The sequence below is a fragment of the Massilia sp. UYP34 genome, assembly GCF_056279385.1.
This window is the reverse complement of record NZ_JBWBRF010000003.1, coordinates 141,503-155,254: the sequence shown is the minus strand read 5'-3', so window position 1 is coordinate 155,254 and position 13,752 is coordinate 141,503. Positions and strand designations below refer to the sequence as shown.

Annotated in this window: 12 protein-coding genes; 7 read left to right on the top strand and 5 right to left on the bottom strand. The window is 67.2% G+C overall.

Annotated elements, in window-relative coordinates; all coding sequences use genetic code 11:
• Positions 1-303 precede the first annotated feature (303 nt).
• The 3 genes from ACZ9AQ_RS07355 (at position 304) to ACZ9AQ_RS07345 (ending at position 4,118) form a co-directional block, all read left to right on the top strand.
• Positions 304-1,458 carry an MFS transporter gene (locus tag ACZ9AQ_RS07355; protein WP_429203379.1) on the top strand — a complete coding sequence of 385 codons (1,155 nt, stop codon included), beginning with the start codon at positions 304-306 and terminating at the stop codon, positions 1,456-1,458.
• Positions 1,459-1,896: 438 nt separating this feature from the next.
• Entirely contained in the window at positions 1,897-2,679 is a 783-nt protein-coding gene (locus tag ACZ9AQ_RS07350) for an N-acyl amino acid synthase FeeM domain-containing protein (RefSeq protein WP_429203061.1), read from the top strand.
• A 572-nt stretch (positions 2,680-3,251) separates the two neighbouring features.
• A complete protein-coding gene (locus ACZ9AQ_RS07345) occupies positions 3,252-4,118 on the top strand; it encodes a MipA/OmpV family protein (RefSeq protein WP_429203059.1) in 867 nt (288 codons plus the stop codon).
• 276 nt (positions 4,119-4,394) lie between these two features.
• On the opposite strand, the gene ACZ9AQ_RS07340 is transcribed toward ACZ9AQ_RS07345, so the two are convergent.
• Genes ACZ9AQ_RS07340 through ACZ9AQ_RS07325 form a run of 4 tightly spaced genes read right to left on the bottom strand, consistent with a single transcriptional unit; the run spans position 4,395 to position 7,665 of the window.
• Positions 4,395-5,501 (bottom strand): hypothetical protein, encoded by a 1,107-nt coding sequence (locus ACZ9AQ_RS07340; protein WP_429203057.1) that lies wholly within the window; start codon positions 5,499-5,501, stop codon positions 4,395-4,397.
• A gap of 4 nt (positions 5,502-5,505) precedes the next feature.
• On the bottom strand, positions 5,506-6,315 hold the full coding sequence (locus ACZ9AQ_RS07335; RefSeq protein ID WP_429203055.1) for a transporter: 810 nt from the start codon (positions 6,313-6,315) through the stop codon (positions 5,506-5,508).
• Between the two features lie 4 nt (positions 6,316-6,319).
• Positions 6,320-6,799, bottom strand: a complete 480-nt coding sequence (locus ACZ9AQ_RS07330; RefSeq protein WP_429203053.1) for a hypothetical protein — start codon at positions 6,797-6,799, stop codon at positions 6,320-6,322.
• Between the two features lie 14 nt (positions 6,800-6,813).
• Complete coding sequence (locus tag ACZ9AQ_RS07325) at positions 6,814-7,665, bottom strand: DUF2092 domain-containing protein (RefSeq protein ID WP_429203052.1); 852 nt, start codon at positions 7,663-7,665, stop codon at positions 6,814-6,816.
• Positions 7,666-7,921: 256 nt separating this feature from the next.
• Between ACZ9AQ_RS07325 and ACZ9AQ_RS07320 the strand changes: the two genes are divergently transcribed.
• Complete coding sequence (locus ACZ9AQ_RS07320) at positions 7,922-10,861, top strand: putative bifunctional diguanylate cyclase/phosphodiesterase (protein WP_429203050.1); 2,940 nt, start codon at positions 7,922-7,924, stop codon at positions 10,859-10,861.
• Positions 10,862-10,887: 26 nt separating this feature from the next.
• Here ACZ9AQ_RS07320 and ACZ9AQ_RS07315 read toward each other — a convergent pair whose 3' ends face one another.
• On the bottom strand, positions 10,888-11,283 hold the full coding sequence (locus ACZ9AQ_RS07315; RefSeq protein WP_429203048.1) for a DUF4124 domain-containing protein: 396 nt from the start codon (positions 11,281-11,283) through the stop codon (positions 10,888-10,890).
• Between the two features lie 134 nt (positions 11,284-11,417).
• Between ACZ9AQ_RS07315 and ACZ9AQ_RS07310 the strand changes: the two genes are divergently transcribed.
• The 3 genes from ACZ9AQ_RS07310 (at position 11,418) to ACZ9AQ_RS07300 (ending at position 13,700) form a co-directional block, all read left to right on the top strand.
• A complete protein-coding gene (locus ACZ9AQ_RS07310) occupies positions 11,418-12,059 on the top strand; it encodes a helix-turn-helix transcriptional regulator (RefSeq protein ID WP_429203046.1) in 642 nt (213 codons plus the stop codon).
• A gap of 34 nt (positions 12,060-12,093) precedes the next feature.
• Entirely contained in the window at positions 12,094-13,086 is a 993-nt protein-coding gene (locus ACZ9AQ_RS07305; RefSeq protein WP_429203044.1) for a 2-hydroxyacid dehydrogenase, read from the top strand.
• A 65-nt stretch (positions 13,087-13,151) separates the two neighbouring features.
• Positions 13,152-13,700, top strand: a complete 549-nt coding sequence (locus ACZ9AQ_RS07300; RefSeq protein ID WP_429203043.1) for a hypothetical protein — start codon at positions 13,152-13,154, stop codon at positions 13,698-13,700.
• Positions 13,701-13,752: the final 52 nt, after the last annotated feature.

The following is a 13,752-nucleotide window of genomic DNA, read 5'->3' as shown; positions in this document are numbered from 1 at the left end:
TAGCTCAAACCCGTCGTTCCCGCGGAGGCGGGAACCCAAGGCATTCGCATTGCCACAATCGCGTGAAGTATGCGATACGCACGCACACTTGGGTTCCCGCCTTCGCGGGAACGACGTGCAAACGATAGCGGGGAAGGCGACGATACGGGTGTTCCAGGAAGGCACCACGTCGCACGCAAATGCCGAATTTGGCATATGCTGTTGGATTGTCCATACCGCGTTGGCGCAATCCGAGTCCGTCGTCCCATGTCCATTCCACAGTCTTCGTCTTCCCCGGTCACGCCCGCCGCCTCCGGCGCCGTGATGCAAATCCTGTTCTCGGTTGCCTTCGTCCACCTGCTCAACGACTGCGTGCAGGCCGTGCTGCCCTCGATCTACCCGCTGCTCAAGCAGGAATTCGACCTGACCTTCACCCAGGTCGGCCTGATCACATTGACGTTCCAGTGCACCGCCTCGCTGCTGCAGCCCTGGATCGGCCTGTACACCGACCGGCGCCCGATTCCCTTCCTGCTGCCGGCCGGGATGTGCGTGACCTTGCTCGGCGTCGGCCTGCTGGCGTGGGCCGACAGCTATCCCATGCTGCTGCTGGCGGCGGCGCTGATCGGCGTCGGCTCCTCGACCTTCCACCCCGAGGCTTCGCGCGTGGCGCGCCTGGCCTCGGGCGGGCGCTTCGGCTTCGCCCAGTCGCTGTTCCAGGTCGGCGGCAACGCCGGCTCGGCGCTCGGCCCGCTGCTGGCGGCGGCCGTCGTGGTCGGGCGCGGCCAGGCCGAGATCGCCTGGTTCATGCTGCTGGTGCTGGTCGCGGTGGCGGTGCTGGTCGGCGTGAGCCGCTGGTACAGCAACCACCTGATGAACATGATCAGGAAGGCCGCGCAGCACGCCGGACCAAAGCTGCCGCGCAAGAAGGTGATCCAGGCCCTGGTGGTGCTGGCGCTGCTGGTGTTCTCCAAGTACATCTACATGGCCAGCCTGCAGACCTACTACACCTTCTTCCTGATCGAGAAATTCCAGCTGCCGGTCGGCACCGCCCAGCTGTACCTGTTCCTGTTCCTGGCCTCGGTGGCCGCAGGCACCTTCGCCGGCGGCCCGGTCGGCGACAAGATCGGGCGCAAGCGCGTGATCTGGTTCTCGATCCTGGGCGCGGCGCCGTTCACCATCGCGCTGCCGTACGCAGACCTGTTCTGGACCGGCGTGCTGTCGGTCGTGATCGGGCTGGTGATGTCGTCGGCCTTCTCGGCCATCGTGGTCTACGCCCAGGAACTGGTGCCGGGCAAGGTCGGCCTGATCTCGGGCATCTTCTTCGGCCTGATGTTCGGCATCAGCGGCGTGGGCGCGGCGGCCATGGGCCACATCGCCGACATCCACGGCATCGATCAGGTGTACCGGATCGCATCTTTCCTGCCACTCCTGGGCATCATGGCGGCGCTGCTGCCGAAGATCGACGGAGCGCGCCGCTAGCGCCGCGCGCATTCGCCACTGGGTCTTCCATGGACCCGAACCGCGTCGGGCGCATTGCCGCCATTCGATGACGACCGCCAGGGCGGCAATCCGGCCGGCGCCTGGATCGGCGCGGCCGTGCCGGATGCCGCCGACATCGCCACGCGCGCGCTAGCGAAGACGCGGGCGCGCGTTCGCGTCTCACCGCCAGGATCGGCGTCGAAAAGGGCGGCCCGGCCCGTATCGCAGGCATGGCGAGATTGATGTAAAGCAATAAGTTCCGGCTTTTCCTGGTTTTGTTTGGCCAAAACCAATAACTTTGACACAAAACCATGGCTGTACTTCCCTTTAAATAGAGGGCAAAAAGCACGCCTGCTCGATGGTTCGATACTTTGTGATCTGATTGATAATTTGATTAAGGACAAACCGATTTCAAACTATTAACTCAGGAGTACCGCCATGGAGCTGTTCCCAGCAGCCGTGTTCAACCCCCCGAAGGCGCCAGGCGTGCGTACTGCGCGCGCACCCATCGCTGGAGGCGCAACCGAGCGCTTGCCGTTCACTGTCCGCCGGGTGGAAACCGAAGCGGATCTCCTCAAGGCCGTGCGCATCCGCCACGCCGCCTATGCCCGCCATGTCCCGGATTTCGCCCGCAGCCTGGCGCAGCCCGAGGCGGCCGACTACGAAGCCGACACCATCGTCCTGCTGGCCGAATCGAAACTGGACGGCACGCCCATCGGCAGCACCCGCATCCGTACCAATCTCTACCGCCCGCTGGGCGTGGAAGAGTCGATCGTCCTGCCCGACTGGCTGCAGGGCAAGCGCCTGGTCGAGGCGACCCGCCTTGGCATCGACGAAGGCCGGGTCGGCCGCATGGTCAAGATTGCACTGATCAAGGCCTGCTTCATGTATTGCGAAGACAACGGTATTGATTATTCGGTGGCGACAGGCCGTCCACCCGTGGACAAGCAGTACGATCAGCTGATGTTCGTCGATGTGTTTCCTGAATTGGGTCTGGTGCCGCTGCGTCACGTGGGCAATATCCCGCACCGCATCATGGCGTTCGAGATCGCGACCTTCCAGCAGCGCTGGGCCGAGGCGCGCCATCCGATGCTGAACTTTTTCTTCAACACGCACCATCCGGACATCGACATCGGTCCGGCCGTGCCGTCATCGCCGGCGTTGCCGCAACGTCCCCTGCCGCCGGCCACCCGGCCGCGCGTCGAACTGGCGTTCGCCTGAAGTTCGCCTGATGGTCGTCTGATCGCCAGCCGGCCGGCGCGCATGCCTGGACCCCGGGTCCGGGCCTGGGCCCGAACGTGGACCATGACAAACGTAATGGGCGCAGCGCTGGTCGCGGTTTGGGTGTTTGATGATACGTAAGCTGGTAACCCGCTCGCTCCCAACGTGCGATCCATGTTGCGAAAACGTGGCGCAGCCGATGAAGACGTGAACGTGGGACGACAATCTTGCCTGCTGCACGATGGCTGGAGACACTGCTCGCTCGCGCCTCCAGGGCGCCGGCGGCGATGGTCGGTTTCGCGCGCGTCGGGCGCAGGCGCCGGCGCGTCCAATCCCTTCATGCCAGGCTGGTCACGGTCATCGGCACGTTCCAGCCGCGGGCGGTAGTGGACCTTGGTCGTAGTGCCGCCGCCGCCGACGCGCGGGCCGGGCCCGATGCACGACGTTCTTGACGAGGTATGGCACAAAACGCGGCGCGCACTGTCTACACACCTAGCAGCAGTGCGAAGCGCACCGGCCAATGGCGCCGGAGCGGCCCCGATGTTCCAACCCCTAGCTCCGAGAGGTCAGTCATGAAGACGTTCACGCACAGCCCCCGCAGCCAATGCAGCCCCCGCAGCCTTGCCCTTGCGGCGGCGTTGCTCTGTTCACCGCTCGCCGCCGCCCAGGACGTGCTCCCGGTCGAGTTGCTCGAAGAACGCAACGTGGTGGGCCTCGGGGTGTTCGCGGTGCCCGACTATTACGGCTCGTCCGATTACCAGGGCGCCGTTGCGCCGGTATTGCACTACAACTTCGGTGCCGACCGCTACGTGCGGGTGATCGGGCCCGAGATCCAGGCCAACCTGCTGCCGCGCAAGGACTGGCGCGCCGGTCCGGTGCTGCGCTGGCGCATGCGGCGCGACGACGATGCCGACGACGAGATCGTCTCGCGCATGCTCCCGGTCGCCACGGCCACCGAAGTGGGCGCCTTCGTCGCCTACCACATGCCGCTGACGCAAGGCCAGCCGATGCACAAGCTGGTGTTCAGCGCCGACGTGGTCGGCAACACCAATAATGTGTACGACGGCGCCAGCGGCAACCTGCGCGTCAACTACGTCCATCCCTTCCCGCAGCCTGTCGGCGGCATGCAGCTGGTCGGAAGCATCGGCTTCGGCCTGTTCTTTGCCAGTAGTGACTTCAACCGCAAGTATTTCGGCATCCAGGGCGACGATCTGCGCCTGTTTCCGGAGCGTGGCGGCGTGCCCTACGATCCCGACCCGTCGGTCACCTCGATCAAGATTCCCTTCAGCATCACGACCCAGCTGAATCCGGAATGGCTGATGACGGTCGGCGGGCGTTATGAGCGGCTGCTGGACGACGCCAAGGACAGTCCGCTGGTGGAGGACCGCGGGGATGCGGACCAGTGGACGATCGGGGTCGCGTTCTCCTACCTGTTCTGAGAACGGCGCGCCGGCCGACGCTACTGGCGCTCCCCGATCTCTTGCCGCATCTGGTTCCAGCCGGCGTCGAACCGGCCCCGGTAGCGGTCGGCCCGTTCGGGCGCGACGTGGTGCGGGGCAGGGCAGGCCGCTCGGCGGCGGCCCGCGTCGTGGATGGTTCGCTCATGGTGTCGCTGTTGTGGTCGCGGTCGGCATGGACGGGAAAGCGGCGCCGCGGGCCTGTTCCAGGGGCAATGTAGCAAGCGCGGGCGCACAGTGGGACCATGGACCATGGTCTCAGGGGCTGGCCGCCAGCGGCAAGACCAGGTTCAGCGTCGCATAGCCTGGCAGCAGGACGGCGAGCGAGAGGCGGTCGAAGCGGTGCGCCAGCCGCTCGCGCCCCAGCGTGTCGACCAGCCACAGCGCGATCACCGACTGCGCCAGCACGAGGAAGATGGTCGCCATGCCGGCCAGGTTGATCATGTCCGACAGCGCGATGCGGTTGGTGGGCGGCAGCAGCGGCATGATGGCGGCGACGTTGCTGACGCTGGCGAAGAAGGCGCCGACCGGCAAGCCGAAGCGGGCATCGACCTCGGAAGGCCTGATGTAAAGGGCGAGCAGGGCGATGGCGACCGAGGCGAACAGGGCCTGGAACAGCTTCAGGTAGACGCCGTAGCCGTTCGGCGCCGCCAGCATCGCATAGACGAAGCGCGAGCGCGCCACGCGTTCGCCGTCGGAGCGGTGGATCTGCTGGCGCACCATGGGCATGGCAGTAACCAGCCTCACGTTGGGCGGCATCGCGTCCGGCGCGACGTGGCTGTCGCGCGCATCGGCCACGTAGCGCAGCGTAGCGGACGCATGGGCGACGTCCTCGATCTCGACCAGCAGCGCCTCGTCGCCCAGCGGAAAGCGGGCGCCGTCGAACATCTTGGACATGCGCGCCGCCACCCGGTATTCCTGGTAGCGCCGGCCGGCGCGGATGTCGTCGGCGGTCTGCTCGCGCGCCAGCACGTCGCCGTTGACGATCCTGAAGCCTTTTCCCGGGTCGATGGCCGCGCCGGCCGGCGTGCGGAACCAGAGCGTGAATTCACCGGTCCAGCCGGCTTCGTGCGGCGTGACGGCGCCGACCCGGCGCACGCCGATTCCAACCTCCACCTCCACCGCTGCCGCGCCCCTGTCCGGGGGCGCGGCGGCACCGCGCGCGGCCTCGGCGTGCGCCGGCGGCGCATGGAGGTCGGCCAGTCCCGCCTGCCTGGCCTGCTCGGTGTCGGCGCGGTAGCCGCGCAGCAGGCTGGCCCCGCCCAGCGTGCCGGCCGCGTACAGCAGCAGGATGAACACCGCCCAGGCGGCCAGCCAGCGGGTAGCGCGCGCGTCCTGCCCGGGAGCTTCCTGGTTCGCGCTCATCGCCCTACCTGGCGAACAGGAAGGTCACGCTCAGGCGCACGCCCCAGTCGCGCGGCCCGCCGCTCGGGCTGTCGGCCCAGTAGCGCAGGCCGCCGCCGATCGACACCGGCTGGCGGCCGAACCTGAGCAGCTTGCTGACGGTCAGGTTGACCGGCGCCGACCACTGCTCCAGTTTCCAGTCGTAGCTGGATTCGGTGTTGACGCCGAAGGTCCAGGCATTCCTGGTGGTATAGCTGAGGAAGGGCTGGAGAAAGGTGGCGCTGACGTTCGGCCGGTCGTCATGTCCGGCGAACGACCAGATGTGGTTCGCCAGCGCGCCATAGGTCCACGGCCCGTGCTGCCGCAGCACGACCCCGGTCGGACCGACACCCCACTGGCGTGCGCTGAGCGCGCTCTCGCTACCGGTGGGCAGCAGGAACGCCGGCCCGGCGCCCCAGATGATGCCGTTGGCGCCGGGGCGCGAAGGCGAGATGAAAAAACTCTGGGTGACGTCGCCGATGCCGTGCTGGTTGCCGGCGCCGGGCGCCAGATCGTGCTGGCTGACCAGCGGCACGATGGTGCGGCTGATCAGGGTCCAGTCGGGGTCGAGCGTGACCGGCACCACGGGTTGCAGGTTCATGGTGAACCGGCGGCCGTCGCGCGTGGGGCCGTAGCGGCGGTCGTCGTTGGCCTGCAGCGGCACGCTGATCATCGCGGCCACCGGGTTGGCCAGCTTCTTGGCCAGGTCCTCGGCCTCTTGCGCCTGGGCGGGCGGGCCGGCGCACCAGGCCAGTCCGAGCGCCGCCGCGCAGGCGTTACGGCGGCCGGGCTGCATGGCGTCAGCCCGGCGGCTCGACCACGACATAGGTCATGCTGGTGCCCGCGTACTGCGGCTGGTACCAGGTGCTGCCGCATTGCTGGTAGGTGGCGCCGGCGCGCACCACGGTCACGCAAGAGGGCGGGATCGAATACGCCACCGAGCCGATCGCCGCCGCCGTCACCGCCGCCGCCCCGGCCACCGCGAGCGCCGCGCCGGGGCGGTAGTAATCATGGTCGACATCCACGTTGATATTGCGGTTGACGTTGACGTTGCGGTTGACGCCGGCGTAGCCGTTGACCGAGGTGCGGCTGACCCGGCTGGAGGCGTGGTAACTCCCGCTGTAGGCGCCGCGATGCGCGTGGACGCTCCCGCTGCGGCTGACCGCGGCCCCGCCGACGCGTCCCGCGCCGCGCTGGGCGGCGGCCTCGTAGGCGACGACGACGACGGCCAGCGCGAGCAGCACACCGATGACGCGCCGATGTCCTGGAGTGAGCGGCATGGGTTCTCCCCCGTTCATTTGATGGACGCGACCTTGCCGTCGGCCGTCTGCAAAGCGATCTTCAGCGCGCCCGGCGGCGGTCGGAAGACGAAGGTGGCGTCGGTGAAGCGTGGCGCGATGTTCCAGCGCAGCCACGACGTGTGGGTCGGCGCGCCCGGCTGCCCGCTGGCCGTGATCGCCAGCTTCAGGGGCAGCGGCGTCTTGCCGGTCTGGATCCAGACCTGCCAGTCCACGCCTTCCTGGCGAAAGGCGTAGTGGTCGGCCTTCAGGCTGCCGACCGTTGCCGGACCGATGTAGTGCGCCGCCCGGATGTCCGACACCGGCGCCTGTTCCGTCCCCCAATAGAACAGGTCGGCCAGCGGCAGTTCGATGCCGTATTTCTTGCCGAGCGTGTCGACGGTCTCGCGCAGGGTCGGCGGGGCGGGGACGGTCGCGTAGTAGTTGATGCGCTGGCCGTAGATGGTCAGCGTCTTGCCGTCATAGAAGAGCTGGCGCTGCTTGCGGTCGCTGGCCATGTCCACCCGCAGGCGGTCGGGGCGGCGCACCTTGAGGTTCGCGGTGCTGTCGAACTGCAGCTTCATGCCGTCGTCCATCACGGTCTCGGTCGTGGCGCGCCCGACGACTTCGAACGCGGACAGGGTGCGCAGATAGGCGCCCATGGCGCCGAGGGCGGACATCGCATCGGGGTCGATCGCCGGCTGCGCCGCCTGATCGGCCTGGTCGGCCTGGTCGGACTTGGCCGGCGCGGGGGACTGCGCGGCAGGTTGCGCGGGAGGCTGCGCCGGGGAGGCGCCTTGCGGCGCCGCCAGGCAGGCCAGCGGCATCCAGGCCGCGGCGCACAGGAGTCGGATCGGAACGGCCCGCATCTGCTTTCCTTTCGTCGGCGAACGCGATTTTGCCGGGAAGCCCGCAGCGCCGTGCCGGCGGCCACCCTGCGCCCAGTGGGCCACCGGCAGGCCGAACGCGCAATCGGACCTAAGCCGTATTTCGGTGACAAACCGTTGTGAAATCGCCCTGGCAGAAGTAACAATTGCATGACGGCACTAGCGTTAAGCGGTATCCTTGCGCTTTCATGCCCCGCCGCTCGTCGCTTCGGGTCACCAGTGACACACAAGATCGTCCATGCCCAACGACCAACGTCAGCCCCGTGCAACGTGGCCGGCCGCGCTCCACGCCGCTGTCGAGCTGATACTGAAGATATTTGCCTACTATCTGATTCCGGTCGGGATCGGCATCGTCTCGCTGATCGCCCTCGTCTTCTGGCATGACGAATACCGCACCAGCGGCGACGTGCCGCTGGCGATGCACGTCACGGTCGACCGGGCCGCGGCCCTGGCGCCAGGCGATGCGCTGGCCCTGGCGCGCGCCACGTCGCTGGTCAATGGCCACGATACCCACCTGTCCGAAGCGCCGGTCTGGTTCGCCTTCGAGCCGATGCCGCGCGCCGGCGAGCAGGTGATCGAATTCCCGTCGCGCCACGCGCTCGACATCGCCTGCTGGGATGCGGCCACCCTGAACCCGCTCGGCGCCGCCACCCGCAGCACCGCCCACGGCGTGCTGCAGGCCGACAAGGCCGGTTTCACGATGCGCCTGGAGCCGCTGCCGCGCCAGCTGCTGTGCCGCGCCGGTTTCTCGGGCCCGGCACGGCTGTCGGTGCTGCAATGGCCGACCGAGCAGTTCGACTTGTCGGTCAAGCAATATCATCGCAAATCGGGCCTGCTCGACGGCGGCATGATCGTGCTGGCCCTGTTCATCCTCATCACGGCCCTGATCAACCGCCAGCCGGTCTACGTGCTGTTCGCCGGCTGGCTGATCCTGAACCTGCGCGTGGGCGCGCTGTCGGCCGGCTGGGACATCCAGTGGCTGGGCCAGACCGTGCCTTCCGAATGGCTGCTGCGTAGCCGCGCGGTGACGATCACCCTGTACGGCATCGCCACGCTGACCCTGTACCAGGCGCTGCTCAAGGAGCACCTGGCCGAGATGCGCTACCTGTTGCCGATGCGCGTCATGCAATGGTTGTGCATGCCGATGCTGGCCGCGGCCATGCTGCTGCCGTATGGCATGTATTTGCCGCTGCTGTGGGGCATCCTGGTGTGCTGCTTCTCCTTGATGACGATCGGCCTGTTCAAGATCATCGTGGAGTCGCGCACGCGGGTCGCGGCCTGGTTCGCGGCTTCGTTCGCGGTCACTTTCCTGGCCTCGCTGGCCGAGGTCTTGTCGGCCGCGCTCGGCATGCGCGAGCTGCTGGGCGTCATCAACAGCGTCACCGCCGCGCTCGCATCGAGCCTGCTGGCGGCGCTGGCCGTGGCCGAGCAGATGCGCATGGAGACCGAGAAACGCCAGGAAGCGCAGGAAGAGCTCGAGCACGCCTACCAGGCGATGCCGGTCGGCCTGTTCACGCTCGACATGCACGGCCGCTTTTTGAGCGTCAATCCGGCCCTGCAGAAGATGCTGGGCATGACCGGCTTCACGCCCGGCCGCACCGCCTGGCGCCAGTTCTTCACCGAAGCCAGCTGGGCCAGTCTGCACGAGCAGGTGCATGCCAGGTCCGAGGCCGAGATGGAATTGGCCAGCCGCGACGGCCACCAGCGTTTCCTGGTCAGCGCCACCCTGGCGCGCTCGCGCATCGAGGGCGTGCTGCAGGACACGACCGAAAAACACAAGGCTACCGAGCAGCTGCGCTTCATGGCCAATAACGATCCGCTGACCAAGGTCTATAACCGGCGCGGGATCGAGCGCGAATTTTCAGGCGCCGCCGCCAGCCTGGCGCTCGGCCGGCCGATGGCGCTGGCCTATGTCGACCTCGACCGCTTCAAGCTGATCAACGACCTGTTCGGCCATGCGGCGGGCGACGAAGTGCTCAAGCAGGTATGCGAGCGGATGGGCACGATGCTGGCCGGCGGCCAGCAGATCGGCCGCGTGGGCGGCGACGAATTCGTGATCGTCATGCCCGAGACGGCGATCCCGCTGGCCTCGATCATCTGCCGCGGCATCGTCGACCGCCTCGGCAATACCCCGTACCGGGTGGGCGACAAGGCCTTCCACGTGCGCGCCTCGGTCGGCCTGATCGAGGTGGTGCCGGGCATGCCGATGAAGGATGCGGTATCGACCTCCGACCGCGCCTGCCGCGAAGCCAAGACCGGCCTGGGCGACGGCCTGGTGGTCTATGAACGCGGCGCCGACGCCTTCCGCCAGCGCGCGGCCGAACTGGACCTGGTCGAGCGCCTGTCCCGCCCGGACGCGACCGACAGCCTGCTGCTCGAGATGCAGCCGATCATGTCGCTGCGCGCGCCGCATGAATCGATGAACTTCGAGGTCTTGCTGCGCATGCGCGAGCCGGATGGGCGCGTGGTGCCGGCCGGCCCCGTGATCGCCGCCGCCGAGAAGAGCGGCCGCGCCAGCATGATCGACCGCTGGGTGCTGAACACCACCCTGGCCTGGATCGCCGAGCACACCGACGACCTGGTCAATACCCGTTTCGTGTGCATGAACCTGTCGGGGGCGTCGCTCAACGACGAGCGCTTCGTGCAGGACACCTTCGACATCCTGGGCCGCTACGTGCACGTGGCCAGTCGCCTGTGCCTGGAAATCACCGAGAGCGTGGCGCTGCACGACCTGGACAACACGCGCCGCTTCATCGACCAGGTGCGCAGCTTCGGCGTGAAGGTGGCGCTGGACGACTTCGGCGCCGGCTACACCTCGTTCTCGTACCTCAAGGAACTGCCGGCCGACGTGTTGAAAATCGACGGCAATTTCATCGTCAACATCAACGCCCACCCGGCCAACGTGGCGATCGTCGAGGCCATCGTCAGCCTTGCCGTGAACCTGGGCATGAAGACGATCGCGGAATGGGCCGAAGACGCGGCCACCGTGCAGACGCTGCACGAGATCGGCGTCGACTACGTGCAGGGCTATGTGGTGGCGCGCTCGATGCCGCCCGAGCGCTTGCTGGAGGGACGCTCGAGCGCCGGCTTCATCAAGGATGAGGAATTGCTGGCGCTGCTGCGCGAGCTGGAGAATCCCCCGTCGCCGCACCTGGCCAGCGTGAGCCGGCTGCACTGAGCCGGCTGCACCGAGCGGCTGCTGACTCAATCGAGGCCGGCCAGGGTTTCCCTGCTGCCCACGTCGCTCATCAGGAACTGCGCGCGCGCCGCTTTCAGCGTGGCGACGTCGCTGGCCAGCGGCGCGGCCTTGACCCGCGCCATCGGAACGGCGCGGCGCTGCAGTTCGCGTGCCGGCGGCAGCACGTCTTCGCGCGCGGCCAGCGGATAGGGTTCAATGCGCGCTGGCATGCGGGTCATGCCCTCGTTGGACGGCATGCTGGCCATGCGCACGGTGGCCGAGCCCGCTTCGCAGGGACGGTCGGTAAAGGTCACGCGGCCGGCGTCGTCGATGCACTTGACGATGACGGACTCGGAAAAGGCGCTCGGCGCCGCCATCGTGGCGGCTGCCAGCAGGCAGAATTGGGTCAACTGACGCTTCATGGTCGGCTCCTGGACGGCTCCGTATTAGGGATTTCATTGTCTTCCTTGCATCATTACGCTTCTGTTCGCCAGTTCACGTGGGCGTGTAGGCCTGCGCGCCGTCCGTTTTTACAGAACCACCAGTCTTGGATAAAATGTCCAGCATGACGAAGACATTGCCAAGCCGGGACGCGTCGGCGTTGATCGAGCAGGTCCGGCATATCGCCGAGGGCCTGGCCCAGACCTTCGCGCCATTCTGCGAGGTGGTGGTGCACGATCTGCGCGACCCTGGCCATGCGGTGCTGGCGATCCACAACAACCTGTCGGCGCGCGCCGCCGGCGACCCGGCCACCGAGCTGGGCCTGGCGCGCATCGCCGACAGTGCCTACCCGCAAGTCGTCGCCAATTACCCGAACCAGTTCCCGGATGGCCGCCCGGCCAAGAGCACCTCGATCGGCATCAAGGATGCCGACGGCAACTACGTCGCGGCGCTGTGCCTGAACGTCGACCTGACCCTGTTCCGTTCGATGCAGGGCATCCTCGAACGCTTCAACGCGGTGGGCGAGGCGCCGCTGGGCGAGTCGCTCGATCCGGCCAACGCCGACGCCATCCGGCGCCGCATCGACGCCTACGCGGCGCGGCTGGCGTCCTCGCCGCAGCTGCTCAAGACGCGCGAACGACGCGCGCTGATGCGCGAACTGAAGGAGGGCGGCTTTCTCGAAGTGCGGCGCGCGATGGAAGTGGCGGCGTCCCACCTTGGCATTTCGCGGGCGACGGCGTACAACGACATCAAATAGAATGGTGCGGTACCGTTGATCAGGGGAGCACGTCTTGAAAACAGCCGTGTACAGCGCCCGCCGCTACGACAAGACCATGCTGGCCCAGGCCAACGCCGTTGCCGGCCATGAACTGCGCTTCCTCGAAGACCGCCTGACCCGTGAGACGGCGGTCCTGGCCAAGGGTTGCCCGGCGGTCTGCGTCTTCGTCAACGATACGGTCGACGCCGAGGTGCTGGGCATCCTGGCGCGGCAGGGCACGCGCCTGGTGGCGACGCGCTCGACCGGCTACAACCACGTCGACGCGCACGCCGCGCGCGCACTGGGCATTGCCGTGGTACGGGTCACCGATTATTCTCCCCACTCGGTCGCCGAATTCGCGGTCGGGCTGTTGCTGGCCGTCAACCGCAAGATCGCGCGCGCCAGCGTGCGCACGCGCGAAGGCAACTTCGATCTCGACGGCCTGATGGGGGTCGATTTGCACGGCAAGACGGTCGGTGTGATCGGCACCGGCAAGATCGGCTCCATCTTCGCCCGCATCATGGCCGGCTTCGGCTGCACCCTGGTGGCTTACGACCCCTGTCCCAATCCGGCCTTCGAGGCGCTGGGCGGGCGCTATATCGGCGTCGACGAGCTGCTGGCCTGCAGCGACGTGGTGTCGCTGCACTGTCCGCTGCTGGAAGCAACCCATCACATCGTGGATGCGGCGGCGCTGGCGCGGGTCAAGCGCGGCTGCCTACTGGTCAATACCGGCCGCGGCGGCCTGGTCGACACCGAGGCGGCGGTGCAGGCGCTCAAGACCGGCCAGCTGGGCGGCCTGGCGATCGACGTCTACGAACAGGAAGCAAGCCTGTTCTTCCAGGACCTGTCGTCGACCATCATCACCGACGACGTGATCCAGCGCCTGGTGTCGTTTCCGAACGTGATCGTGACCGGCCACCAGGCCTTTTTCACGGTGGAGGCGATCGGGCAGATCATGCGCACGACCATCGACAGCATCAGCGCCTGCGAAGCGGGCGAGGAACTGGTCAACCGGATTCCGGATTGATGCGCGGTGCATGACTTCGCCGCGATGGTGGACAGGCGGCGGGGCGTTGCGCTAGGGTGCAAGGCATGCAGAGCCTCGACACGACCAACACCAGATACATCACCGCGTTCCATCTCGAACAGGTCTGCTTCGAACGCATCTTCGATGCGCCGGGCCGCACCGGCTATTTCAGTTTCGAGGCGGCGGGCAAGCGCCAGTACGGCGTCATGCTGCCCGACGGCGAGGTGCCGCGCGAAGGGGCGCACTATGCGGTCGTGCTCGCCGAGAAGGACAACTGGCAGGCCATCATGGCCTGGCGCGACCTGTCCACGCCGCATGTGTACATCCGGGAAACCGCCTGGCAGGTCGTGAGGAATTATGCGTGGCTCGGTTATGTCGGGATGCCGGCGGTGCTCGGCGTTACGTTGGTCGCCTTCGGTGGATGGGCGGCGCTGGCGGTGCTGGCGCTGATGCTGTGGGGCGGGGCGGCCTACCTGCGTCACGTCATCCGGCGCAATCGCCGGATCGAACAGGCCTTGCTCGACGTGCCCCCGCAAGCGCCGCCGGGCATGCGCTGCGACCACACGGTCTCCTGGCGCACGCGCGTCATCAAAGCCCTGGCTACAGTCTTCTGAGGTGCATCGACAGTTTGACGACTATTCCAGGATTGGATAATATTTCCAATTC